Origin of the sequence: [Mycobacterium] manitobense, from assembly GCF_025821665.1 — a bacterium.
Lineage (GTDB): Bacteria > Actinomycetota > Actinomycetes > Mycobacteriales > Mycobacteriaceae > Mycobacterium > Mycobacterium arseniciresistens.
On sequence record NZ_JACKSJ010000088.1, the window covers coordinates 56066 to 81453 of the forward strand.

A 25388-nucleotide genomic window follows, 5' to 3' on the forward strand; every position below is an offset into this window, starting at 1 on the left:
GGCGAGATCCAAGCCGCCATGGCCCGGGTGGACGGGGTGGAGCAGGCGGCGGTGATCGCCCGCGGGGACGGCCCCGGTGGTAAGCGCCTGGTGGGTTACGTGACCGGAGAAGCCGACCCGGCCGAGATCCGCACCGCGCTGGCCGAGCGACTCCCGGCGTACATGGTGCCGGCCGCGGTGGTTCGGTTGCCCGCCTTGCCCTTGACGGTCAACGGGAAGCTCGACATCCGGGCGCTGCCGGCACCCGAATACAGCGGAGGCGATCACTACCGTGCCCCGGCCAACGCGGTCGAGGAGATCCTGGCAGGGGTCTACGCCCAGGTGCTGGGTGTCGAGCGGGTCGGGGTCGACGACTCGTTCTTCGACCTCGGCGGTGACTCGTGCGGGTCATTGCCGCGATCAACAACGGCTTGGATGCGGATCTCTCGGTGCGCGCCGTGTTCGAGGCGCCCACCGTCGCCCAGTTGGCATTGCGTGTCGGCGCAGAAGGGGCGCGGCGCGAGCCCTTGGTGGCGGTGGAGCGGCCGTCGGTGGTGCCGTTGTCGTTCGCCCAGCAGCGGTTGTGGTTCCTCGACCAGTTGCACGGACCGTCCCCGGTGTACAACATGGCGACCGCACTGCGGCTGAGTGGGCCGCTGGACACCGGGGCGTTGCGGGCGGCGCTGGCCGATGTGGTTACGCGCCAGGAGAGCCTGCGCACGCTGTTCGCCGCACCCGACGGGATACCCCAGCAGCTGGTGATGCCGCCCGAGCGGGCCGACTTCGGGTGGCACGTCGTCGATGCCACCGACTGGCCGCAGGCCCGACTGCAGGAGGAGATCGACGCCGCGATCCGCCACCCGTTCGATCTGGCAAGCGAGATCCCGCTGCGGGCAACGCTTTTCCGCCTTGCCGAGGACACACACGTGCTTGCGGCCGTGGTGCACCACATCGCCGCCGACGGCTGGTCGATCACCCCGCTGATCGGGGACCTGGGCGCGGCGTATGTCAGCAGGTCTGCCGGGCACGCGCCCGGCTGGGCGCCGTTGCCGGTGCAGTACGTCGACTACACGTTGTGGCAGCGCACTCGGCTGGGTGAGCTGACCGACTCGGAAAGCCGCATCGCCGCGCAGGTGGGGTACTGGGAGAAGGAGCTGGCAGGGCTGCCCGAGCGGCTGCAGTTGCCGACCGATCGCCCGTACCCGGCGGTGACCGATCAGCACGGCGCCACGGTGACGATCGACTGGTCCGCCGAACTGCAGCAGCAGGTTTCGCGGGTTGCCCGCGAGCACAATGCCACCACGTTCATGGTGATCCAGGCCGCCCTGGCGGTACTGCTGGCCAAGGTGAGCGCCAGCACCGACGTGGCGGTGGGCTTCGCGGTCGCCGGGCGCACCGACCCCGCGCTGGACGAGGTGGTGGGGTTCTTCGTCAACACCCTGGTGCTGAGAACGGACCTGACGGGTGATCCCACCGTCGCCGAGCTGCTGGCCCAGGTGCGCCGCCGCGGCCTGGCCGCCTACGAGCACCAGGACGTGCCCTTCGAAGTGCTGGTCGACCGGCTGCAGCCGACCCGGAACCTCACCCATCACCCGCTCGTCCAGGTGGCGTTGACGTGGCAGAACAACGAGGCCGCGACGCTCGCGCTGGGTGACCTGCAGGTCACGCCGATGCCGGTGGACACCCGCACCGCCCGGATGGACCTGATGTTCTCCCTCGGTGAACGCTGGACCGAGAGCGGCCAGGCCGCCGGGATCGGCGGGGCGGTGGAGTTCCGCACCGACGTGTTCGACCCGGACAGCATCGAGGCGTTGATCGGCCGGTTGCAGCGGGTGTTGGTCGCAATGACCGGCGACCCGAAACGGCGGCTGTCGGCGGTGGATGTGCTCGACGGGGGTGAGCATGCCCACCTGGACGAGCTCGGCAACCGCGCCGCGCTGACTCAGCCGGGAGCCCCGGCCGTGTCGATTCCGGCGCTGTTCGCCCAGCACGTGGCACGGACACCGGACGCGGTGGCGCTGGTATGCCAGGGCATGTCGATGACGTACCTGCAGCTCGACGAGGCCGCCGGCAGGTTGACGCACCTGCTGGCCGCCGACGGTGTGGGACCGGGACAGTGCGTGGCACTGCTGTTGGAGCGGTCGGCCGAGGCGGTCGTGGCGATCCTCGCGGTGCTCAAGACCGGGGCGGCGTATCTGTCGCTCGACGCGACGGTGCCCTCTGAGCGCCTGCGGTTCATCGTGGAGGATGCCGCGCCGGTGGCGGTGATCACCAGCGCGGAATTGCGTTCACGGCTCGACGGAATCGCCGTCGCCGTGGTCGATGTCGCGGATCTGGCCGGCGCCGTTGAACCCGGTACGGCGCCGGCGGGGCCCGAACCCGGCGACGTCGCGTACGTCATCTACACCTCGGGCACCACCGGCACACCCAAGGGCGTGGGGATCACCCATCACAGCGTGACCCGGTTGCTGGCGTCGCTGGATGCGGGGCTGCCGAATCCCGGGGTGTGGCCGCTGTGTCATTCGTTGGCGTTCGACGTGTCGGTGTGGGAGATCTTCGGGGCGCTGCTGCGCGGGGGACGGGTGGTGGTGGTTCCCGAAGCGGTGGCGGGTTCACCGGAGGATTTCCACGAGGTGTTGGTCAGCGAACAGGTCAGCGTGTTGACGCAGACGCCGTCGGCGGTGGCGATGCTGCCGCAGCAGGGTCTGGAGTCGGCGGCGTTGGTGGTCGTGGGCGAGGCATGTCCCGCCGAGGTGGTGGACCGGTGGGCGCCGGGGCGGGTGATGGTGAACGCCTACGGCCCCACCGAGACCACGATGTGCGTGGCGATCAGCGCGCCGCTGACTGCGGGATCGGGTGCGCCGCCGGTCGGTTTCCCCGTTCCCGGGGCGGCGTTGTTCGTGCTCGACCAGTGGCTGCACCCCGTTGCGGCCGGGGTGGTCGGCGAGCTGTATGTCGCCGGCGACGGCGTGGGCGTCGGCTACCTGGGCCGTCCCGGATTGACCGGATCGCGGTTCGTGGCGTGCCCGTTCGGCGCGGCCGGAACGAGGATGTATCGCACCGGGGATCTGGTGTCCTGGGGCGCCGATGGGCAGCTGCGGTATCTCGGGCGTGCCGATGAACAGGTCAAGATCCGCGGCTACCGCATCGAACTCGGCGAGATCCAGTCCGCCCTGATCGGGCTGGACGGGGTGGAGCAGGCGGCGGTGATCGCGCGCGAGGACCGCCCCGGCGACAAGCGTCTGGTCGGATACATCACCGCGTCGGTGGCCGGCGCGGTCGATCCCGCCGCGGTCCGTCGCGCGTTGGCGCAGCGGCTGCCGGTCTACATGGTCCCGGCGGCGGTGGTGCTCCTCGACGCGTTGCCCCTCACGGCCAACGGCAAGCTCGACAGCCGCGCCCTGCCCGCACCCGAATACACCGCCGGCGAGTATCGGGCCCCCGGCAACGCGGTCGAGGAGATCTTGACCGACATCTACGCGGAAGTACTGGGACTGGAGCGGGTGGGGGTCGACGAGTCGTTCTTCGACCTGGGTGGCGACAGCATTCTGTCGATGCAGGTGGTGGCCCGCGCCCGCGCCGCCGGGGTGGTGTGCAGGCCGCGCGATGTCTTCGTCGAGCAGACGGTGGCGGGCGTGGCACGGGTGGCGGTGGTGGCCGACAGCGGCTCCGATGTGGTGGACGAAGGCATCGGGCCGGTCATCGCCACGCCGATCATGCGGTGGCTGAGCGCTGTGGACGGCCCCGTCGACGAATTCAATCAGACTGTGCTGCTGGCTGTTCCGTCACCGGTCGCCGAGGCCGACGTGGTGGTGGTGCTGCAGGCGCTGCTGGATCGCCATGCGATGCTGCGGTTGCGCGTCGACGACGACGGTGCCGGTGATTGGTCGTTGACGGTGCCCGAGGTGGGCGCGGTGGACGCACGCGACTGCCTGCGGACCGTCGAGGTGCTCGACGACGAGGTGCTCGTCGAGGCGCGGTCGCGGCTCGACCCGGGCGCCGGGGTGATGCTCAGCGCGGTGTGGGCGCCCCCGACGAGTCAGCTGGCGATCATCATCCACCACCTGGCCGTCGACGCGGTGTCGTGGGGGATTCTGTTGCAGGACATCAACATCGCCTGGGTCCAGCATCACGGCGGCCAACCGGTGGCCCTGCCCGGAGGCGGGACGTCGTTCGCGCGATGGTCGTCGTTGCTGGCCGAGCACGCCCACGCTCCCGAGGTCGCGGCCCTGGGGGAGGAGTGGAGGCAGGTGGCGGCGACTCCGGCCGCGCTTCCCGCGCCCCGACCCGAGCGGGACACCTACGCCGGCGCCGGGCAGATGTCGGCGTCCCTGGGCGCCGACACCACGCGGCTGCTGCTGGGTGAGGTGCCTGCGGCGTTCCATGCCGGAATCCAGGACATCCTGCTGATCGCGTTCGGGCTGGCGTGGACCGAATTCCTCGGCCACGGCGCGATGCCGGTCGGCATCGACGTGGAGGGCCACGGCCGCCATGAGGAACTCGCCGCGGATGTGGACCTGTCGCGCACGGTGGGCTGGTTCACGGCCAAGTACCCGGTGACACTCGACGTCGGCGGATTGTCCTGGGCGCAGGTGACCGCCGGTGATGCGGCGCTCGGTGCGGTGATCAAGGCCGCCAAGGAACAGCTTCGCGCCCTGCCCGATCCGTTGACCTACGGTCTGCTGCGCTACCTCAATCCCGACGTGGACCTGCCGGAGTCCGACCCGTCGATCGGCTTCAACTACTTCGGTCGACTGGGTGGTTCGCCGCACGCCGCCGGTGTCGATGAGCTGTGGCGGATCAGTCAGGACGGTGTGTCGATGACCGCCGCCGCGACCGCGGTGCCGATGCCCCTGGCACACACGGTCGCGCTGAACGCCGGCACCATCGACACCGACGCCGGCCCGCATCTGCACGCCAACTGGACGTGGGCGCGTTCGGCGCTCGATCACGATCAGGTCAGCCGGTTGAGCCGGTTGTGGTTCGACGCCCTGGCCGGCATCTGCGCGCATGTGCGCGGCGGCGGCGGCGGGCTGACCCCGTCGGACATCATCCCGGCCCGGCTGGATCAGCATGAGATCGATGAGCTGGACCAGCGACACGACATCGCTGATGTCCTGCCGTTGACCCCGCTGCAGCAGGGGCTGCTCTATCTCGCCAGCACCATGCGCGATGGCGGTGACGACGTGTACGCGGTGCAGCTGGCCTTCACCGTGACCGGTCCGCTCGGTCCGCACGGACTGCGCGACGCGGTGCACACGGTGGTGAAGCGCCATCCCCATCTGGCGGCCCGGTTCTGCGCCCAGTTCGACGAGCCGGTGCAGGTCATCCCGGCCGATCCCGCGCCGGGATGGCGGTACGTCGAGCTGGACGTCGACGGCGTCGACGAGCAGATCGAGCGGGTCTGCGCCGAGGAGCGCGCCGCGGTCTGCGATCTCGCCGACGGGCCGGCCTTCCGCGTGGCGCTGATCCGCATCGCGCAGGATCGCCATCGGTTGGTGCTCACCAACCATCACATCGTGATGGACGGCTGGTCGCTGCCGATCCTGCTGGGCGAGATCTTCGCCGGCTATTACGGTCAGCGCCTCCCCGCGGCGGTCCCGTACCGCAGATATGTCGCGTGGCTGGCCACCCGGGATCGAGCCGCCGCCGAGGCCGCATGGCGTGCGGTGCTGGCCGGCTTCCAGACCCCGACACTGGTCGGTCCGGCGCAACGGTCGGGGCCGAACACCAAGGGCGTGGCGGCATTCCGAGTGCCCGAGGCGACCACGCGGGCGCTCGGGGAGCTGGCGCGCTCGCACCACACCACCGTCAACACCGTGCTGCAGGCCGCGTGGGCGCAGCTCCTGGTGTGGCTGACCGGTCAGCAGGACGTCGCCTTCGGCACCGCGGTGTCGGGCAGGACCGAGGTGGCAGGCGCCGAGGCGATGGTGGGCCTACTGATCAACACGGTGCCGGTGCGCGCGACCATCACGGCGGCCACCACCACCGCCGAACTGCTGGACCAGCTGCAGCGCGCATACAACGACACCCTGGACCACCAGCACCTGGCGCTCAACGAGATCCACCGGATCACCGGCCACGATCAACTGTTCGACACGCTGTTCGTCTACGAGAACTACCCGATCGACACCGCCGCGATGTCCGGCGACCACGAGTTGGCCGTCACCGACCTGGCCATCGGCGAGTACAACCACTACCCGCTGACGGTGCAGGCCACGCCCGGTCCGGAACTCGGCCTGCGTGTCGAGTTCGACGCCGATGCGTTCGACGCGGCCGGCATCGAGGCGCTCGTCACGCGGTTGCAGCGGGTGCTGGAGGCGATGACCGCCGACCCGGCCCGGCGGGTCTCGGCGATCGATGTGCTCGACGCGTCCGAGCATGTCCGGTTGGACGAGATCGGCCACCGCGCCGCGTTGACTCGGCCGGCGCCGCCCGCGATGTCGGTTCCGGCCATGTTCGCCGCACAGGTGGCCCGCACCCCCGACGCGGTGGCCGTTACCTTCGAGGGTCGCTCACTGACCTACCGGGAACTGGACGAAGCCGCCAATCGGCTGGCGCACCTGCTCACCGGTCACGGCGCCCGTTCGGGTGAATACGTGGCCTTGCTGCTCGAGCGCTCGGCCGATGCGGTCGTGGCGATCTTGGCGGTGCTGAAGACCGGAGCAGCGTATCTGCCGATCGACCCGGCGTTGCCATCGGCGCGCATCGGATTCATGCTCGCCGACGCGACGCCGGTCGCCGCCATCACCACCACCGAATTGGCCGGCCGACTCGATGACTTCGAAACGGTGGTCATCGAAGTCGACGATCCCCGCATCAGGAACTGTCCGGCCACCGCTTTGCCGGCGCCGAGTCCGGACGACGTCGTCTTCCTCATCTACACCTCCGGCACCACCGGTGTCCCGAAGGGTGTGGCCCTCACCCACCACAACCTGACCCAGCTGCTGGCATCGATCGACACGTGGCTGGAACCGGATCAGGTCTGGGCGCAGTGGCATTCGCTGGCCTTCGACGTCTCGGTGTGGGAGATGTGGGGTGCGCTGTTGCGCGGTGGGCGGCTGGCGGTGGTGCCCGAATCCGTCGGTCGCTCACCGGAAGACCTCCGCGCCCTGCTCATCAGCGAACACGTCACCATGCTCATCCAGACCCCGTCGGCGGTGGGAATGCTGTCCTCCGAGGGGCTCGACGGCGTGACACTGGTGGCGGCGAGTGAGGTGTGCCCGGCGGAGGTGGTGGATCGGTGGGCGCCCGGGCGAATGATGTGGCATGCGTACGGCCCCACCGAGACAACGGTGTACACGTCCATGAGCGGGCCGCTGACCGTGGGGTCGGGGGTGCCGCCGGTCGGCATTCCGGCAGCGGGGAACGCCTTCTTCGTGCTGGATGGATGGTTGCGGGCGGTGCCCGCAGGGGTGGTCGGTGAGTTGTACATCGCCGGCGCCGGGGTGGGCGTCGGATACTGGCGCCGGGCGGGGTTGACCGGGTCACGGTTCGTCGCGTGTCCGTTCGGGGTGCCGGGGGCGAGGATGTACCGCACCGGGGATCTGGTGCGCTGGCGCGCCGACGGGCAGCTGCAGTTCATGGGCCGCGCCGACGAGCAGGTCAAGATCCGGGGCTACCGCATCGAACTCGGCGAGATCCAGGCCGCCCTGATGCGGCTGGACGGTGTGGAGCAGGCCGTGGTCATCGCTCGTGAGGACCGCCCCGGCGACAAACGCCTGGTCGGTTACGTCACCGGCACGGCGGACCCGGCGGGGCTACGCGCCGCGTTGGCCGAGCGGCTCCCGCAGTACATGGTGCCTGCCGCGGTGGTCGTGCTGGAGCGGCTGCCGCTGGCGGTCAACGGCAAGCTCGACGCGCGCGCTCTGCCGGCGCCCGACTACCAGGATGCGCACCCCTACCGCGCTCCGACCGGCCCGACCGAGGAGATCGTGGCCGACATCTACGCCGAGGTACTCGGCGTCGACCGTGTGGGGGTCGACACCTCGTTCTTCGACCTCGGCGGGGATTCGCTGTCGGCGATGCGGGTGATCGGCAAGATCAACATGACCCTGGACATCGACCTGTCGGTGCGCGCCATCTTCGACGCGCCATCGGTGAGCGGACTGAGCCTGCGGGTGGACAGGCACGATGACGAGGAGGAGGCCGGCCACGGGCCCCGCTTCGCGGCCGTGCACGGCCGCGACAGCACCGAGGTGCACGCCCGCGACCTCACGCTGGACAAGTTCATCGATGCTGCGACGCTGACCGCCGCCCCGACCCTGCCGCGCCCGGGCGCCGAAGTGCGGACCGTCCTGCTCACCGGAGCGACCGGCTACCTCGGGCGATACCTGGCCCTGGAATGGCTGAAGCGGATGGACCTGGTCGACGGCACGCTGATCTGCCTGGTGCGAGCCGGGTCCGACGAGGAGGCGCGGCTCCGCCTGCACAAGACCTTCGACAGCGGCGACCCGGGACTGCTGCGGCACTTCCAGGAACTCGCAGCCGATCATCTGGAGGTCATCGCGGGCGACAAGGGCGAGGCGAACCTGGGGCTGGACGAGGAACTCTGGCAGGCGCTGGCCGAGAGCGTCGATCTCATCGTCGATCCCGCGGCGATGGTCAACGGTGTCTTCCCCTACAGCGAGCTGTTCGGTCCCAACGTCGTGGGCACGGCCGAGTTGCTCCGTTTTGCGCTCACCTCGAAACTCAAGCCCTACGGCTACGTGTCGAGTGGCGACGTGAGGAACCAGATCGACCCGTCCGAGTTCACCGAGGATGCCGACATCCGGGTCATCAGCCCCACCCGCATCAACGACGGCGGCTTCGGCAACGGATACGCGAACAGCAAGTGGGCCGGCGAAGTGCTGCTGCGCGAGGCCCATGACCTGTGCGGGCTGCCCGTCGCGGTGTTCCGCTGCGACGTGATCCTGGCCGAGCCGACCTACGCGGGCCAGCTCAACGTGTCGGACATCGTCAGCCGAATGGTGCTCAGCATGGTGGCCACCGGCCTGGCGCCCGGCTCGTTCTTCGCGCGCGACGCCGCAGGCAACCGGCAGCGCGCCCATTTCGACGGGCTGCCCGTCGATTTCGTCGCCGAGTCGATCGCCACGCTGAGTGCCCGGATGGGCGACGGGTTCGCTACCTATCACGTGATGAACCCGCACGACGACGGCATCGGGCCCGACGAGTACGTCGACTGGCTGGTGGATGCCGGTCTGCCGATCAAGCGCATCGACGACTTCGGCGAGTGGTTGCACCGGTTCGAGACGGCGCTGGGCGCTCTGCCGGAGAAGCAGCGTGAGCACTCGGTGCTGCAGATGCTGCAGCTGCGTCCTTCCGGTCACTTCGACCTTCCCGAGCCGATGCAGGGATCATGGGCGCCGACCGACAGGTTCCGGTCCGCGTTCAAGGAAGCGAAATTCACTTTGGACCGCGACATCTCGGACATCCCGCACGTCACGGCGCCCGTCATCATGAAGTACGTCACCGACCTGCGACGGTTCGGACTGCTCTAGCCAACGACGATCCCCGGAGGAACAAAATGCGCCGAATCGCCCTCTCGATCTACTGGGGGTTCCTGACGGTTGTCCGGTCCTTCACCCTGGTGCGACAGAAGGATGCGGCGGCCTACTACACCACCCTCGGAGACGATGTCATCGACTTCCTGGACGAGGGCTTCGTCGACGACGACAAGCCGTTGTGGCTCAACCTCGGCTATTGGAAAGAGGCGCGCACCTACCCCGACGCCTGCGTCGCGATGGTGGAACTGCTGGGAACGCGGGCCGGACTGCAACCAGGCGACGAAGTCCTCGACGTCGGCGTGGGTTTCGCCGAGCAGGACTTCGTTCTCCTCGACCGCTTCAAGCTGTCCCGCGTCACGGGCATCGACATCACCCCCGTCCACATCGAGAAGGGCAGGGAGCGGGTCGCCAAGCGCGGGCTGCAGGATCGCATCGACCTGAGGCTCGGTTCGGCGACCGCGATGGAATTCCCCGACGCGACGTTCGACACAGTCCTGGCCCTGGAGTGCGCGTTCCACTTCGACACACGTGAACAGTTCCTGCGCGAGGCATTTCGAGTCCTCAAACCCGGAGGGTCCATCGCGATCGCCGACATGCTCCCGGTTCCGGGCAAGAAGACGAGCCGAGCCACCGCCTTCGCACGCAAGTACGGCCACGTTCCGGAGGCCAACCTCTACGACCGCGAGGAATACCCACGGCGCCTGTCTGCCGCCGGATTCGGTGATGTCCAAGTGGAGTCGATCCGGCAGGACGTGTTCCCCGGCATGGCCAAGTACAGCCGCCAGCGCGTCGAGGGGAAGAAGATGGACGAAGTGGTCGTGGAGGTGTCGGAAGACGACCGCGCCCAGTGCCGCGGCGTGGAGATCTGGGAACGCGGAGTGGGCTTGACCGACTATGTGATCGCCTCGGCGCGTAAGCCATCGGACGCCTGAGCTTCCGGCGGTCGGTGAGCCGTTGTCGCACCGATCACTGCTCCGGCCATCGTGACGTCCCCGCACTTCCGTGACGCGGCGAAGCCGAGTTCCAGATCGGCCAGGATGTCGTCGATGCCCTCGATGCCGACGGACAATCGCACCAGCCCCGGGCTGACGCCGCAGGACAGTTGCTCCTCGGGGCTCAACTGGCCGTGGGTCGTCGATGCCGGGTGGATCACCAGTGAGCGCACGTCGCCGATGTTGGCGACATGGCTGTGCAGTCTCAGCGCGTTGACGAACGCCTTGCCTGCCTCGATGCCACCGGCGAGTTCGAACGCGAGAACGGCTCCGGTTCCTTTGGGCGCCAGCCTCTTCGCCCGCTCGTGCCACGGTGAACTCGGCAGCCCCGCATAGTTGACGGACAGCACGCCGTCGTGGCCGGCCAGGTACTCGGCGACCCGTTGCGCATTGGCGACGTGGCGTTCGATTCGTAGACTCAGTGTCTCGAGACCCTGGGCCACCAGGAACGCGTTGAACGGCGAAGCCGCGGAACCCATGTCGCGCAACAGTTGGAGCCGGGCCTTGGTGACGAAGGGCGCAGGCATGTCGGCGTACACGATGCCGTGGTAGCTGGGGTCGGGAGCCGTGAAGCCGGGGAAGCGGCCCTGCGTCCAGTCGAAGGTGCCGCCGTCGACGATCACACCGGCGATCGCGGTTCCGTGCCCGCCGAGGTACTTGGTGGCCGAGTGCACCACGATGTCGGCACCCTGAGTGATCGGCTGGATCAGGTACGGCGTGGCGATGGTGTTGTCCACGACCAACGGCACGCCGTTCTCGTGTGCGACGGCGGCGACGCGTGGCGTGTCCAGCACGTCGCTCTTCGGGTTCGAGATGGTCTCGGCGAACAACGCCTTGGTGTTCGGCCGTATCGCCGCCTGCCACGATTCAGGATCGTCGGGATCGACGAAGGTGACCGAGATGCCGAGCCTGGCAAGCGTGTAATGAAACAGGTTGTAGGTGCTGCCGAAGAGCCGCGGGCTCGACACGATGTGGTCACCGGTTCCGGCGAGATTCAGTATGGCGAAGGTGCCGGCGGCCTGTCCGGAGGCCAGGAACAGCGCGGCCACTCCACCCTCGAGCGCGGCGATGCGCTGCTCGACGACGTCGGTCGTCGGGTTGCCGATGCGGGTGTAGATGTTCCCCGGCACCTCGAGGCCGAACAGGGCGGCGGCGTGTGCGGTGTCGTCGAATGTGTAGGAGGTGGTCTGGTAGATCGGTAGCGCACGGGCATGGGTGGTCGCGTCTGGCCGCTGACCGGCGTGGACCTGTTTGGTTTCGAAGGACCAATGTGCGGTCGGATCAGGCTGGGTGTCGGCGTCGTCGGTCATGGCTGCCTCTGGTGGACGGGACTGGTCTGGTGTCGGGATGCTCGCGGCACCCCCGGCTTCAGCAACTGATGACGTCGACCGTCAGTCGTCGGTGGGTAGCGACACGCGCGGTGCGTGAGCGTGCTCGATGTACGCACATCATGTTTGCCATGTCTGGTCGGGGTCTCGTGACCTCGAACCGGCGATTGTCGAGCCGCCGGCGACTCCCACCAGCGGTGGGAAGGGTGTCGGCCGGCGGGCCGGTGCGTGACGCTGGCGCCCATGTACCATCCGACCACTTCTTCGAAGTGTTCGCTAGGAATTCGACACCGGAGTTGAGAGTTTTTCCGTCCGTCAGCGTCGTTTCACGCCTGGTGACGCTTCACACCCGCGTTGGCTACTCGTCAGGACCGACGTCGAAGTCGCTCGGATGCACTTCGATCGGCCGGCCATGCGGTGTGCGGTGCGCCGCGCGCTGCCACGCGCCGTGCCAGCGTGCTGTCTCGTCCGGTTCGACGCCCTTGCGCGCCAACAGGTCTTCGAGTGCGCAGAGCCAGTGGTGGTAGTAGGTGTCGCCCATGTCGGCGTCACCCGCCGCCTGTGCCGCCGTGATGCGGGTGGCGAGCGCGTCGGCCCACTCGGCCCAGCTGTACAGCCCGCGCTCGTGCAGACAGACCGCGATCGCAAAAACCCTTGCCTGCCAGGGACTCTCGAACATCACCTGGTCGCCGCGCGCGATCGAGGGAGGCGAGTCAGGCTGAATCATGCTGGTTCCAGATACGGTTCCCACGCGTCGATCGACACAGTCAGGGCCGGATCTGCGTCCGGCCACAACTCGGTGCCGCGGAACGCCACCCCATAGAGCCACTTCGGCTGTTCTCCCAGGCCGTGGGCGTTCGAGTCTGCGAAGACATGTGTCCCGTGCACGAATTCGATCACCGCCGGCTTGCCCCGGGCATACCGCGGAAGCCGCGTGTGATGCGCGAAGGGCCCGGTGATCGTGCGCACGCGCTGACCGACGGTGAACCGCGGATCCGTGGTCGCGGGCCGCTCGGAGGGCGCTCCGCGTGCATACATCTTCGGCACATCGCGTGCGTGCAGGACACGGCGCACCGGTCGCGGTGGGTGTAACGACCGGCCGGCGGTCAGTTCGTCGGCGGTGACCAATCCGCCCTCCTCGAGCAGCTTGAGCAGTCCGGCGAACCAGATCTCGTAGTAGCTCCGCCGGTCGTAGTCCGGCAGGGTCTCGCGCGCGGAACGTGCCATGTCGAGGTTCCACACCCCGGCGGCGCCCAGAGCCAGGTGCAGCGCGAACAGCCGCGGCTCCCAAGCCGCATGCCACAGTGCGTGTTCGGAACCGGGGACAACCGGTCCGTGATGCGGTTGGCCGCCCAGATCGGCGTAGGTGACGTACTCCCCGCTGCTCATGCGCCGACGCTCTCCGGCTCACGGGGGAGGCCGGCGCCGATCATCGAATCGCGGGTCACCAACGCGGCGAGATCCTCCTCGTCGAGATGTTCGGTGCCCACCGGTCGCAAGGGGAGGACGAGGTAACGGATTTCGGCGGTCGAATCCCAGACCCGGATCTCCGTGTCCGGCGGTAGCCGCACACCGAAATCGGCCAGCACACCGCGCGGGTCACGTACCGCGCGCGACCGGTACGGCGCGCTCTTGTACCACGTGGGTGGCAGGCCCAACACAGTCCACGGGTAGCAGCTGCACAGCGTGCAGACCACCAGATTGTGTCGCGTGGGAGTGTTCTCGACGGCGACCATGTGCTCGCCCTGCCTGCCGGTGTAGCCCAGCGACGCGATCGCGGCGGAGGCGTCGGTCAGCAACCAGTCGCGGTAGCCCGGATCAACCCACGCCCGAGCCACCACACGCGCACCGTTGCGAGGTCCGACGCGCGTCTCGTAGGTGTCGATGACCTCGTCCAGTGCCGCTGGATCGACATATCCCTTTTCGACGAGCACGCTTTCCAGCGCCCGCACCCGCAGGTCCATCTCGCCGATCGCGCCGGGATGACCCCCGTCGATGCCGGGACTGCGGCCGGGTCCGCTCATCATTCGAGATTACGGCGACGAGACAACCATGCCCTGGAGCGACGCACGGTGAGCGCCTATGCCGTCGAGACGGCAGAACCGTTGAGCCGACTCAGCGTCACGGACCTGGCCGCGGCGGCCTTGTGGTACTCCCACTGCTCGCGATCGCGGATGTAGAGCGGCGAAACGGCCTTCAATCCTTCGAGCTCGAACCCCCCGTTGCGCAGGGTGAACCTGACGGTCCCACTGACGCGGTGAGCACTGACTTCGAGGAAGGACTGCAATGCCGTGCGGAGACCGCGGAACCACCGCCCCTCCACGGCCTCCATGATCAGGGCGTCGCCGAGCGTTCGCATCCAACGCAGGGTCTCCACGTCCAGTGTCGCCGATGCCAACTGACCGAAGGCTTCGAGGATGAGTGCCGCGGCGGGTGCTTCGCGCACCTCGAGCACCTTCTCGCCACCTTCCAGGTGCTCCAGGCTGGAGAACCGTCCGATGCCGTAGCGGCCGACTTTGGCGTTGATGTTGGAGATCAGTTCGACGAGGTCGGTGACGGGCTCGGCGTCCACCGACACCAGACGCCCCGCGTCGAACCGCAGCTCGATCACCCGACTGGCCGTCTCGGATGCGACAGACCACTCATAGAGATTCTCGTCGATCTGGAACGCTTCGGGGTCGTCGAGTGTCCCGCTCTCGAACTCCCTGCACCACAGGTTGGTGTCGGTGCTGAGGTAGCGATTCGCGAAACCGGAGATCCCGAAATTCTCCTGCAGCTCCAGGCGCTTGAAGTCCCGGGAGAGGGCGTCGAACTCATACGGCGATCCGTAGTAGCCGTCGAAACCCAGGTCGCTGATGGCCCCGTTGAGCCTTCGCAGGCTGTTCTGTGACTGATTGGCTGTGTGGAGCAGACACTTCGCCCCGACCGATCGCGCGAGCTCCACACCGACTCGTGCAATCAACGGTCGTGACAGGGACGCACTGATCGGATGCTGTCCGAGATACCTTCCGCCGGCGAGCATCGACGCGTGCACGAATTCCTCGGCGAATTCTCTTCTGCAGTCCACCCTTGTGATGTGTACGTCGAACTTGTCGGCGATGTGCGAGAACTGGCCGATGTCGAAGTCGTCGCCGACGTCGACGGACAGCGCAACCACGTGTACGTCGAGTTTCGCCAGCTGCGCCAGGAGATAAGCGCTGTCCAGTCCGCCGCCGCACAACGTCACGATCGTGTCGTCGGGGCAACACAAATCCTCGATGTCCCTGAAGGAGCGGATCTTCCTGTTGTTCATCAAGTCAGATCCCATGTGTCAACGCCCTATCTGGCTGGGTCCGGGTTACTGCTGAAGACCTCACCGTTGCCTGTGAAGTTCCCGTTCTTTCGCCCGACGCGTCCGAGAGAAAGCGCGCACCGGCGACGCGGGGAAGGCCCGAATGCGACCACGGATTCGCGTCTTCCCGACCGGCTCAGGCTAACACTCGGGGCTCCGGTCAGCAAAGAAATTGGCGATCATTCTTCCTCATGAGGCATACAGCGCCCGAGGCGCGGCGGCCCGCACCTTTGGACACGTCACGGCCCGGCGAACCATTGTCCCGAGGACCGCGTCTCCGGCCGTCGTTCATTGTCAATTCAAGAACCGCGCTCGGCTGCGTGCCCGACCCGATCCGAGCTGTGCGGAGAAATCGGCCTTTTCAAGTATCCCAGCGGCATTCGCGGGCTTCGGCCGGGTGGCGGACGCGCGCTCACGGTTGGTGAGCGGATCTCGAATTCGGCCCCGGAACGGCCGGTCGGGATGGGGTCTGTAATCGATGGGGCAAGCCGCGGCCGCGTCGCTGCAATGGTCGGATCCGCGGCGTCGGCCAATGCCGGCACGCATCGGCAAAAGGGGCGAACGCGAGGTTCCGGCAAATATCACCGGACTGCCCGCGAACCCCGGAACCGGGCCGGACGGCGCAAAGTCGAGCGCATTTGCCTTCGACTTCGTCTTTCGCGCCGGAGCATGGCTGCCGTCATTCATGATGGTCCACATGGGGACGACACACGACGACATTGTGAGCATGCCCCGAGGCGGGCCGGATGCCTCGTGGCTGGACCGGCGGTTGCAGACCGACCGGCTCGAGTACCTGGACCGCGACGACGTCGACGACCGCAAGCGCAAGGTCATCGAATCCCTCGACCGCACGGGCCGGCGGCGGTTCATGGGCAACTACGAGATGTGCGCCCGGGCCGTGCTGGCCGAGGTGACCGACATCGCATCGCCGAAGATCCTCGAACTCGGGTGCGGTCTGGGTGGGCTGTCGCGCAAGCTCCTGGAGCTCCACCCCTCTGCTCAGGTGACGGCCACCGACGTCGATCCCGCGTTCGTGACCGCCGTCGCCGCCGGCGACCTCGGCAGTCATCCACGCGCCACGGTGCGGGAGATGGACGCCACCGCGATCGACGCCGCCGACGGGTACTACGACCTCGCGGTCTTCGCGTTGTCCTTGCACCACTTGCCACCCGAGCAGGCCGCCAAGGTGTTCGCAGAGGGAACCCGGGTGGCGGACAAGTTGTTGGTCATCGACCTGCGCAGGTGGCGGGCGCCGCTCCAGCTGGGGTTGTTGGCGTTCACGCTGCCGCTCGCCGGGCTGGTCCCGCCGCTCCACGACGCGGTCATCAGCTCGCTGCGCGCCTACAGCCCGTCCGCACTGCGTGCGATCGCCCGGTATGCCGACCCTGCGGTCACCGTCGAATTCCGCACTCAACCCCGGGGCGCGACGGCGGTGGTCGCCGCTCGACCCCGGTAGCCGGACGCACAGACCGGCCGCTCATCTCATTCGTCCGATGCGGTGTGCAACACCGAGCTCGTGACGCGAGCGCACTCGAAACGAAATTCCCGCGCCGGGCGGCGCACCGGCTCCATGGTGGTGTCAGGATGAACGATCACCCCACCGCCGGAGGGGATTCCGAGTCCCGCAGCCCTTCCCTCGAGTGAACCGATCGCACGGGACAGCCGCCTCCACCCGGCCTCCTCGTCGTGTGTGTCGACGACGGCGGGCACGAGATCGAACACCTCGAGCAGGTCGCTCGCGGAGGATTCCGGCGTTTCTGCGATCCCATAGCGGCCGAGTTGAACTGCTCCCGCTGAAATGCCAAGCAGCACAGCCCCTCGCGCATACCGGCTGAGGATCGCGTCCTTCATGCCGGTCTCCTCGAACGTTTTCCAGCCGCGACGCACGTCGCCGCCGGCCAGGACCACCAGCCGGGCACGCTCCAGAAACGCTCGGTCGTCCGCGGGGAACGACGATTCGATCATCCGTCGATCGGTCACTCCAACCGCATCGACCGCCGCCTCGAAGATGTCGTAGAACTCCGGGCGGTCCCCGTTGGATGCCCCGATGTACGCGGCGCAGATCGGTGTGTCGTGAATCAACCCAGCGAGGACGGTGTCGAGGAACAGTCGGCCCTGCCGCTTCCAGAACAGCAACTGGCTGTCCGCCAGCAGGTAGAGCGGCTGCCGTTGCGCGGCGGAATCGAAGCAGTCCACCGCTATGCGCCGGGCACCACCAGCACCGGCCGATGCGAGAATTGCAGCGTCGCCCGCGCGACACTGCCGAGCAGCACCTGACGCAGTGCCGATCGCCCGCGCGAGCCCACGACCAGTACCGCCGCGCGGCGGCGCGCCGCGACGTCCACGAGGACCTCCGCCGTCGCCCGTGCCGAGCCACCGCCCGGCTCGATCACCACACCGTCGGCCGCGGCGGTCTCTGCGTCGCCGTCCCCGACCGCGACCGCGACGATCTCCCGGCCGGCGAAGATTCGTTGGGCCGCCGCCAGCGCGCTCTGCGCGCCGGTCGAACCGTCCGTACCGACCACCACCGGTCCTTCGGCCAGCGCGTCGTACTCGTCGGCCAGCATCGGCGCCTGCGCCACCAGGGTGGGCCGCGATGCGTACTGCACCGCGATGTCCGACACCGACCCCAGGAGTGCCTGTGCGCCGCCGAGCCCACGGGAACCGACCAGCACCACGTCAGCGGCGACCTGCTCGGCGAGTTGCGCCAGCACCAGACCCTCTCCGCCCCAGGACCGTTTCACCAGCGGCTCGGCGTCGAGGCCCGCGGCTCTGGCCAGCGTGGTGCCCGTGGCGGCCACCCGCTGCGCTTCGCGCTCGCCCTCGACCTCGGTGAGCTCGACCAGTTCGCTGGCACTGCGTGCGCTGGCCCGCAGCCGCCGCCGGAGCGCATCGCTGGTGAACGGGGGAGTCCACAGGTGCGCCACCCAGGCGTGCGCACCTGGGAGCAGCAGCCTCCCCACGTCGATCGCCGCCGTCGCAGCGGGTGAGCCGTCGAATCCGATGATCACGCCAAGCGGCATGCCAACACCTTCCTCTTCGTCAGTCTTCTGGGTCGCCGATGATCGACGAAAGCTGCTCTTGCACAAGCGGTATCGGCCGTCCGCATGACGATGGGCGTCGGAGGACCGGCCTTCGCCCGGACTGCTCCGAGACGGCGTCCGCTGTGGTCATCGTGACGAACCCCCATGCCGTCGTCGGCCGGTGTTCCCGTGCGCCAAGGCATTCGGGAGCGCGGCGACCCCGCCCGCGGACGTGGTCGCGCGACCTCGAGTGCCGGAAGGCGAACAGTGTTCGCGGCCCATCCTCGAATCCGACCCTAATCCGTCGGACGGTGTGTGTCGTCGAATTGACGCGATCGCCGAGGTGGCGTGCGGGTCACTCGCCGAGCAGTATCCGGCGGTATCGGCGGCGTCCGTCGGCGTATTCGGGGCGGTCGCGGTAGATGATGGTCAGGGTGCCGGGATTCTCCCGGTTGGGCTCCGGGTAGACCGCGAACGTGTCCTCGGGTTGCAGCCCGACGATGCCGATGTAATCAGCCACGAACCCGTCGAGGTCGGCCTTCCATGCCTTGGCGGGCACCACCTCGACATAGGGCTTGATCGCGTTCGGGGCGTAGTCGCCGTGGTGGGCCCGCCGCTTGTCGTTCTCGAGCATCTGCTGGAGCTCTTGCCGGGACAGCTGCGGATTCTCCTGCTGGAGTTGCTTCAACCGGCGCACGTCGTCGAGGAAGCCCATGATCGGACCCTAGCAGCGTCCGCCCGACCTGCATTCCGCGATGACGCAAGAGGAGCCGGTGAGGATAGTTTACTTGTTTATCTTGCTCCGCGTACACTGGACGTATGGCCGTCAGAACCACTTCCACCGATGCCGCGGCGGCGAAAGCCCGTCGCAGGCGGGAATCGTCGGCAACGGTGAAGGTGCGCAAGCGTGCGGCGCCGTCCGTGGAGGACACCGCCTCGGCGGTGCACACCGCGCTGCAGTCGGCGCCCGCCTCGGTGCGCACCGACTTCGTCGAGACCGTCGCCGACCGCGATGAGGCCGGCCTCGACGACGCACTCTGGGGCGCCGCCCCGTCCACCGACGAGGTGCGGGCAGCCGCGCTGCGGGGCCTGAAGAACGACTTCCTCGCCCGGCGGGAACTACTGGGTGCGTCGCTGTCGCGGCCCCAGGTCGCCGAACTGCTCGGAGTGACGCCGCAGGCCGTCCTCGACCGGTTGGCCGAGGGCGATCTGATCGGGCTCAGGGATGGCCGGGAGTGGCGGATTCCGATGTGGCAGATCAACGCCGGTGCCGAGCGGGGTTTCCTGCCCGGGATCGCGGCGGTTCGCGAGGTGTTCCCGGGCGGACTCGTCGCGCTGAGCAGATGGGTCACCACCCCGAACGCCGACCTCGGCGGCGCGACTCCCGCCGACGCCCTGGCGGCCGGCCGCGTGCCGAAGGTCGTCGCCGCGGCGGCGGCGATCACCGCCGCGGCGTGGTAGCCGAACTCGGCGAACCGCATCGGCCGCTGCGCGGTGGCCGGATCTGGACGTGGCGCTGGCCCACCACGCTGCCCAGGGCCGGCTGGGGCTGGTGCCGGGTCTACCACCGGTCCGGGCACACGCCCGACGGCGTCACCCACCGCGGATACGGGCCACTCGCGCGTCTCGACCATCACACGCCTCCGCCGGACGCGCCGGCGATGTGCCCCGACGGCCGAACCGTTCTCTACGTCGCGGGCAATCTGTCCACCGCGCTCGGCGAGGTCTTCGGTGACCTCGAAGAGGCGGCGATCTGCCCGGGATACCGCGTGGCGCTGGTCCGCCCCCGCGCCGAGATCATCACACTCGACCTGCGCTCCGAAGGCGCCGCCATGCGCATCGGCGCCCTGCCGTCACTGGCCACCGGCGCCTATCCGCGGCCCCACACCCAGCGCTGGGCGCGGGCGATCTACGAAGACCAGCCTGCGCGACGACCGGTGGACGGGGTCTACTACCACGCCGCCCACAGCAACGGCCGCGCCCTGGCGCTGTGGAACACCGATGCCGACGTCGAGACGGTCGCCTCGCCGTCCGGCGAGGACCAGGACTTCGCTCTCAACGATCCGCGCATGTGGCGGCGCGTCGTGGTCGCGGCGGGCGATCTCGGCATGACCGCAGCCCGGGTCGACGCGTGCCCGCGTTGCGAAAGCTGACCGCTCCGGCGTCAGCGCCCCACCGGTGACGGCCATTTCGCGGGCACCGGCCTGGGCCGGACCATCTGCGGCCACCAGAACCAGCGACCCATCAGTGCGGCGATCGACGGTGTCATGAACGCCCGGATCACCAGGGTGTCGAACAGCAGGCCCATGCCGATGGTCGACCCGATCTGGGCGACCACCGTCATCTCACTGACCGCCATGCCCATCATCGTGAACGCGAAGACCAGCCCCGCGGCGGTCACCACCGACCCGGTGCCGCCCATCGCCCGGATGATGCCCGTGTTGATGCCGGCGTGGACCTCCTCCTTCAGCCGGGCCACCAGCAACAGGTTGTAGTCCGCGCCGACGGCGAGCAGCACGATCACCACCATGGCCATCACCATGAAATGCAGTTCGATGCCCAGGATGTGCTGCCACACCAGCACCGAGAGGCCGAACGACGCGCCGAGCGAGAGCACCACCGTGCCGACGATGACGGCCGACGCGACGACGCTGCGGGTGATCAGCAGCATGATCGTGAAGATCAGCGTCAGCGCCGCGATGCCCGCGATCAGCAGGTCGTAGTCGTTGCCCTCCTGCATGTCCTTGAACGCCGCGGCGGTGCCCGCCACGTAGATCCGGGAGCCTTCGAGCGGAGTGCCCTTGATCGCCTCCTTGGCGGCCTGCTTGATGTCGTCGATGCGGTGGATGCCCTCGGCGCTGAGCGGGTCGCCCTCGTGGTTGATCATGAACCGCACGGACTTGCCATCCGGCGAGATGAAGTTCTCCATGCCCCGCTTGAAGTCCTCGTTCTCGAAGATCTCCGGCGGCACGTAGAAGGTGTCGTCGTTCATCGCGTCGTTGAACGCATCCCCCATGGCGGACTGGTTGGCCTCCATCGCCGCCTGCTGGTCCAGCTGACCCGCCTGGGTGGCGTGCATGGTCAGCATCATCGTCTTCATGTTCTTCATGGTCTGGACGGTCTGCGGCATCAGGGTGAGCATCTGCGGCATCAGCGAGTTCAGCCGCTGCAGATCAGGCACCAGGCCCTGGAACTGATCGGTCATCGTGTTGATGCCGTCGAGGGCGTTGAACAGTGACCGCAGTGTGTGACAGACCGGGATGTTGTAGCAGTGCGGTTCCCAGTGGAAGTAGTTGCGGATCGGCCGGAAGAAGTCGTCGAAATTCGCGATGCCGTCCCGCAGTTCGGCGAGGTGCTCCGCCGTGACGACCGTCTTCCCGACCATGCTGTCGGTGGTCGCGCTCATCTCCTCCATCAGCGCGATCATCCGGTTCATCGTGGCGATCTGCCTGTCCATCGCGTCGGCCTGCAGCAGCATGTCGTCCATGCGGGCCTCGAGGTAGCCGCGGTTCATCGCGTTGAACGTGCTGCTCATGCTGAGCTGAGCCGGGATGGTGCTGTTCTCGATGGGTTTGCCGTCGGGCCGGGTGATCGCCTGGACCCGGCCGATCCCCGGCACCCGGTAGATGCCCTTGGCGATCTTGTCGATCACCAGGAAGTCCGCCGGGTTGCGCAGGTCGCGGTCGGTCTCGACCAGCAGCAGTTCGGGATTCATCCGCGCCGCGTCGAAATGCCGCTCCGCGGCGGCGAATCCCTCGTTGGCGGGCAGGTCGGCCGGCAGGTAGTTGCGGTCGTTGTAGTTGCTCTTGTAGCCCGGCAGGGTGAGCAGGCCGATCAGCGACAGTGCGATGGTGGCGAGCAGCACCGGTCCGGGCCACCGCACGATCACCGCACCAAGCCTGCGCCAGCTGCGGATACGCATGGCGCGCTTGGGTTCCAGCAGTCCGAACCGGCTGGCCACCGTGACCATCGCCGGCCCCAGCGTCAGTGCCACCAGCACGGCGAAGGTCATGCCGACGAAGAGCGGCACACCGAGGGTCTGGAAGTACGGCAGCCGGGTGAACGACAGGCACAGGGTGGCGCCGGCGATCGTCATGCCCGAGCCGAGCACCACGTGGGCGGTGCCGTGGAACATGTCGTAGTAGGCCGACTCCCTGTCCATGCCCTTGGAGCGTGCTTCCTGATATCGGCCGATCAGGAAGATGGCGTAGTCGGTGGATGCGGCGATCGCCAGCGCGACCAGCAATTGCGTCGCGAAAGTCGAGAGGCCGATGACGTCGTGATACCCGAGGAAGGCCACCACACCACGCGACGCGGTCAAGCCCAGCATCACCATCACCAGCGTCAGCAGCACCGTGGCGATGGACCGGTAGACGAGCACCAGCATCGTGATGATGATCGCGAAGGTGACCAGCTCGATGGTCCGGACGCTGCGGTCCCCGGCGATCTGCTGATCGGCCGCGAGCGCCGAGCCGCCGGTGACGTAGACCTCGACCCCCGGCGGCGGGGACAGGTCGCCGACGATGTTCTTGACGGCCAGCACCGATTCGTTGGCCAGCGACTCGCCCATGTTGCCTGCGAGGTACACCTGAACGTAGGCGGCCCGGCCGTCGGTGCTCTGCGCACCGGCCTCGGTCAGCGGGTCGCCCCAGAAGTCCTGCACGTGTTCGACGTGGGTGGTGTCGGCCTCGAGCCGGTCGACCATCTCGTTGTAGAACCGATGCGCGTCGTCGCCGAGGCGGTCGTCGCCCTCGAGCACGATCATCGCCGAACTGTCGGACTTGAACTCCTCGAACACCTCGCCGATGCGGGTCATGGCGATCACCGACGGTGCGTCATCGGGGCTCATGGAAACCGACCGCATCTGGCCGACGACTTCGAGCTGCGGCACCGTGGCGTTGAGCACCGCCACCAGCAGGATCCAGCCGATGATGATCGGGATCGCCAGCCGGCGGATGAGTCTGGGCAGCGTGCCCCGCCGCTGTTGTTGTGGAGTGTGGATCGGCTGGGTTGTCGGTGTGCTCACCGGGACGTCATCCGGGCGGGGGAGGAACCGCAGCAGCGCCCGGCCTCAACGTGCGAGTTGGGCACCTTGCTAGAACTCCTAACGACGGCAGCTGTCCGCACGTTTGTACCAGATTCGCCGTCCCGGTGGGGACGTCCCCGCTACCTGCTGAGAGCGTTCACAGCGGCGGTTGCGCACGTCCCGAGAGCGAGTCGAGAAGCTGTGCCGCGACGGTGTGCAGCCGGACGTTGTCGCGCTGTGAGCGGGCCTTCAGCACCTCGAACGCCTCCTCTGCCGAACACCCCTGCAATGCCCGGATCACACCTTTGGCCTGGTCGATCTCGGAGCGCGAGCCCAGCGCCCGCTCGAGCTGGCTCACCGTCTCGCGGCAACCCTGCCACCGGCGCGCGTTGGTGATGGCGGCGCCCGCGGCCACCGTGAACAGCTGCATGATCTTCTCGTCGAACGGGTCGAACGCCGATGCCGTGCGGCTGTAGATGTTCAGCGATCCGACCAGTTCGCCTTCGCCGTGCTCCTCGGTAGGCGCGATGATCAGCGGCACCGAGAGGGTGGCAAGCACGCCCTCCTGACGCGCGGCGTCGGCGAATTCCGGCCACGACTCCTGATCCACGTCCAGCGTGGTGCGGACCGCCGTGCGGGCGTGGGCCGCCGCCAGGCACGGCCCGCGGTTCGACCGGTACTGCGCGAGGTCGAGCTTCATCACCCGGTCCTCGGTGCACGCGGCGGTGCGGGCCTTGTTGTCCGCCAGCACCGTGATGGAGATCGCATCGGCGTCCGGGATCGCCCTGGCCGCGGTGTGCGCCACCCGCAGCAGCGCCTCGTCGAGCGGTTCCTCCGCCGCGAACAGGGAAAACAACGACTCCACCGCTTCGGTGGTCGACGCGATTCGATCCAACTGGTCAGGACGGTCACTACCCATCGAGAAAGCCCCTTGACTGCAAACCTCTAAGCTGAGACCACAAACGGTAATTCGGTGTCTGCAGACAGCTTGCGCGTCCTCGTCATCGGTCACCGAATCGCCACAAACTGGACTGAAGCAGCCGTTGCGGCCCAGACGCGTCACGGGCGCGTTAATTCTCCGTGCAACCCGGGAACACAGCTCGGGACCGCTCGTTGAGGTGGACGGTGGTGGGCTCTCGATCCAGATCAACGAAAGGACTGTGGCATGGCATCCCCGCACGGCGGCGCGCGTCTCGGAACCCGGTTCGGGCCCTACGAGCTGCGATCGCTGATCGGGGTGGGCGGCATGGGCGAGGTGTACCGCGCCTTCGACACCCACCGCGAGCGCATGGTGGCCGTCAAGCTGCTGCGCCCCGAGGTGGCGGCCGACCCGAACTTCCAGGAGCGTTTCCGCCGTGAGTCGCGGGTCGCCGCCCGCCTGCAGGAACCCCATGTGATTCCCGTGCACGACTTCGGCGCCATCGACGGCGTGCTGTACATCGACATGCGGCTGGTGGACGGCGCGAGCCTCAAGGAGGTGCTGCGCGCCGAGGGACCGCTCGAGCCCGGCCGCGCGGCGTCGATCATCGCGCAGGTCGGGGCGGCGCTCGACGCGGCGCACGCGGGCGGGCTGGTGCACCGCGACATCAAACCCGAGAACGTCCTGCTCACCCCCGACGACTTCGCCTACCTCGTCGACTTCGGCATCGCCCACGCCGACGAGGACGCGAGCGTGACGAGGACCGGGATGGTGATCGGGTCATGTGCGTACATGGCCGCCGAACGGTTCAGTGGCGGACCGGTCGGCCCGCCGTCGGACGTCTACGCGCTGACATGCCTGCTCTACGAGTGTCTGACCGGCCGGCCGCCCTTCGAGGCCGGTGACCTGCGGCAGCTCATGAGCGCCCACATGTTCGCCCCGCCGCCACGGCCCAGCGCTGCGCGCCGCGGCGTGTCGCGCGCCTTCGACGACGTCATCGCCCGCGGCATGGCCAAGCAGCCCGCAGCGCGGTTCCCCTCTGCCGGCGAGCTGGCAAGGGCCGCCACCGCGGCCGCCACGTCGTCGCAGGTGGCGGCGGCCGCCGATGTCCGGCCACCCACCGACACCCGCCAATTCTCGGCGATGTACCCGAATCCGGCCGCCACCGGCTACACGCCGTACCCGCCGCCGCCGCCACCCGTGCAGCGTGCAGCGCCGCAGGCCGCCGCGCGGTCGCGGTTCGGCAGGACGCAGGTGGCGCTGATCGCGGCGACCGTCGTGCTG

The 25388-nt window shown here is 68.3% G+C and carries 16 protein-coding genes and 1 pseudogene; 7 read left to right on the forward strand and 10 right to left on the reverse strand.

Annotation, left to right across the window (positions count from 1 at the left end; all coding sequences use genetic code 11):
• Positions 1 to 18: 18 nt before the first annotated feature.
• From H7I41_RS30415 to H7I41_RS11595, 3 genes and pseudogenes are all read left to right on the forward strand, one after another.
• A pseudogene (locus H7I41_RS30415) lies at positions 19 to 159 on the forward strand (hypothetical protein); the annotation flags it as partial.
• A 221-nt stretch (positions 160 to 380) separates the two neighbouring features.
• Positions 381 to 9479 carry a non-ribosomal peptide synthetase gene (locus H7I41_RS11590; RefSeq protein ID WP_308214610.1) on the forward strand — a complete coding sequence of 3033 codons (9099 nt, stop codon included), beginning with the start codon at positions 381 to 383 and terminating at the stop codon, positions 9477 to 9479.
• Between the two features lie 26 nt (positions 9480 to 9505).
• Positions 9506 to 10417: a class I SAM-dependent methyltransferase gene (locus H7I41_RS11595; protein WP_264012725.1), complete on the forward strand. Its 912-nt coding sequence runs from the start codon at positions 9506 to 9508 to the stop codon at positions 10415 to 10417.
• Here H7I41_RS11595 and H7I41_RS11600 read toward each other — a convergent pair.
• The 5 genes from H7I41_RS11600 to H7I41_RS11620 all read right to left on the reverse strand — a co-directional run bounded on the left by H7I41_RS11600 (position 10378) and on the right by H7I41_RS11620 (position 15112).
• Entirely contained in the window at positions 10378 to 11787 is a 1410-nt protein-coding gene (locus H7I41_RS11600; protein ID WP_264012726.1) for a bifunctional o-acetylhomoserine/o-acetylserine sulfhydrylase, read from the reverse strand. The genes H7I41_RS11595 and H7I41_RS11600 overlap by 40 nt on opposite strands.
• A 376-nt stretch (positions 11788 to 12163) precedes the next feature.
• A complete protein-coding gene (locus tag H7I41_RS11605; RefSeq protein ID WP_264012727.1) occupies positions 12164 to 12532 on the reverse strand; it encodes a nitrile hydratase accessory protein in 369 nt (122 codons plus the stop codon).
• Positions 12529 to 13194, reverse strand: a complete 666-nt coding sequence (nthB, locus tag H7I41_RS11610; RefSeq protein ID WP_264012728.1) for a nitrile hydratase subunit beta — start codon at positions 13192 to 13194, stop codon at positions 12529 to 12531. Before nthB ends, H7I41_RS11605 begins: the two co-directional genes overlap by 4 nt.
• The gene (nthA, locus tag H7I41_RS11615) at positions 13191 to 13829 is read right to left on the reverse strand and encodes a nitrile hydratase subunit alpha (protein ID WP_264012729.1); all 639 of its coding nucleotides are present in this window, start codon (positions 13827 to 13829) and stop codon (positions 13191 to 13193) included. The genes nthB and nthA overlap by 4 nt, the downstream gene beginning before the upstream one ends.
• 56 nt (positions 13830 to 13885) lie before the next feature.
• Positions 13886 to 15112, reverse strand: coding sequence for an argininosuccinate synthase-related protein (locus H7I41_RS11620; RefSeq protein WP_264012730.1), 1227 nt, complete (start codon positions 15110 to 15112; stop codon positions 13886 to 13888).
• 712 nt (positions 15113 to 15824) lie between these two features.
• Between H7I41_RS11620 and H7I41_RS11625 the strand changes: the two genes are divergently transcribed.
• On the forward strand, positions 15825 to 16592 hold the full coding sequence (locus H7I41_RS11625; protein WP_264012743.1) for a class I SAM-dependent methyltransferase: 768 nt from the start codon (positions 15825 to 15827) through the stop codon (positions 16590 to 16592).
• A gap of 26 nt (positions 16593 to 16618) precedes the next feature.
• On the opposite strand, the gene H7I41_RS11630 is transcribed toward H7I41_RS11625, so the two are convergent.
• From H7I41_RS11630 to H7I41_RS11640, 3 genes are all read right to left on the reverse strand, one after another.
• Positions 16619 to 17332, reverse strand: coding sequence for a Type 1 glutamine amidotransferase-like domain-containing protein (locus H7I41_RS11630; protein ID WP_264012731.1), 714 nt, complete (start codon positions 17330 to 17332; stop codon positions 16619 to 16621).
• A 2-nt stretch (positions 17333 to 17334) separates the two neighbouring features.
• Positions 17335 to 18159, reverse strand: coding sequence for a universal stress protein (locus H7I41_RS11635; protein ID WP_264012732.1), 825 nt, complete (start codon positions 18157 to 18159; stop codon positions 17335 to 17337).
• A gap of 355 nt (positions 18160 to 18514) precedes the next feature.
• The gene (locus H7I41_RS11640) at positions 18515 to 18874 is read right to left on the reverse strand and encodes a hypothetical protein (RefSeq protein ID WP_264012733.1); all 360 of its coding nucleotides are present in this window, start codon (positions 18872 to 18874) and stop codon (positions 18515 to 18517) included.
• A gap of 104 nt (positions 18875 to 18978) precedes the next feature.
• Between H7I41_RS11640 and H7I41_RS11645 the strand changes: the two genes are divergently transcribed.
• Positions 18979 to 19620: an antitoxin Xre/MbcA/ParS toxin-binding domain-containing protein gene (locus H7I41_RS11645; protein ID WP_264012734.1), complete on the forward strand. Its 642-nt coding sequence runs from the start codon at positions 18979 to 18981 to the stop codon at positions 19618 to 19620.
• Positions 19614 to 20312 (forward strand): RES family NAD+ phosphorylase, encoded by a 699-nt coding sequence (locus H7I41_RS11650; RefSeq protein WP_264012735.1) that lies wholly within the window; start codon positions 19614 to 19616, stop codon positions 20310 to 20312. The genes H7I41_RS11645 and H7I41_RS11650 overlap by 7 nt, the downstream gene beginning before the upstream one ends.
• Positions 20313 to 20323: 11 nt before the next feature.
• On the opposite strand, the gene H7I41_RS11655 is transcribed toward H7I41_RS11650, so the two are convergent.
• Positions 20324 to 23185 carry an MMPL/RND family transporter gene (locus tag H7I41_RS11655; protein ID WP_308214611.1) on the reverse strand — a complete coding sequence of 954 codons (2862 nt, stop codon included), beginning with the start codon at positions 23183 to 23185 and terminating at the stop codon, positions 20324 to 20326.
• Between the two features lie 157 nt (positions 23186 to 23342).
• Positions 23343 to 24104, reverse strand: a complete 762-nt coding sequence (locus tag H7I41_RS11660; protein WP_264012736.1) for a GAF and ANTAR domain-containing protein — start codon at positions 24102 to 24104, stop codon at positions 23343 to 23345.
• A 246-nt stretch (positions 24105 to 24350) separates the two neighbouring features.
• Between H7I41_RS11660 and H7I41_RS11665 the strand changes: the two genes are divergently transcribed.
• Positions 24351 to 25388 (forward strand): serine/threonine-protein kinase (locus H7I41_RS11665; RefSeq protein ID WP_264012737.1); only part of this gene is annotated, 1038 nt, incomplete at its 3' end.

Coding starts and splice junctions, on each gene's coding strand:
- H7I41_RS11595 (WP_264012725.1), top strand. CDS start 9,506: ATGCGCCGAATCGCCCTCTCGATCTACTGGGGGTTCCTGACGGTTGTC.
- H7I41_RS11600 (WP_264012726.1), bottom strand. CDS start 11,787: ATGACCGACGACGCCGACACCCAGCCTGATCCGACCGCACATTGGTCC.
- H7I41_RS11605 (WP_264012727.1), bottom strand. CDS start 12,532: ATGATTCAGCCTGACTCGCCTCCCTCGATCGCGCGCGGCGACCAGGTG.
- nthB (WP_264012728.1), bottom strand. CDS start 13,194: ATGAGCAGCGGGGAGTACGTCACCTACGCCGATCTGGGCGGCCAACCG.
- nthA (WP_264012729.1), bottom strand. CDS start 13,829: ATGAGCGGACCCGGCCGCAGTCCCGGCATCGACGGGGGTCATCCCGGC.
- H7I41_RS11620 (WP_264012730.1), bottom strand. CDS start 15,112: ATGGGATCTGACTTGATGAACAACAGGAAGATCCGCTCCTTCAGGGAC.
- H7I41_RS11625 (WP_264012743.1), top strand. CDS start 15,825: ATGGTCCACATGGGGACGACACACGACGACATTGTGAGCATGCCCCGA.
- H7I41_RS11635 (WP_264012732.1), bottom strand. CDS start 18,159: ATGCCGCTTGGCGTGATCATCGGATTCGACGGCTCACCCGCTGCGACG.
- H7I41_RS11640 (WP_264012733.1), bottom strand. CDS start 18,874: ATGGGCTTCCTCGACGACGTGCGCCGGTTGAAGCAACTCCAGCAGGAG.
- H7I41_RS11645 (WP_264012734.1), top strand. CDS start 18,979: ATGGCCGTCAGAACCACTTCCACCGATGCCGCGGCGGCGAAAGCCCGT.
- H7I41_RS11660 (WP_264012736.1), bottom strand. CDS start 24,104: ATGGGTAGTGACCGTCCTGACCAGTTGGATCGAATCGCGTCGACCACC.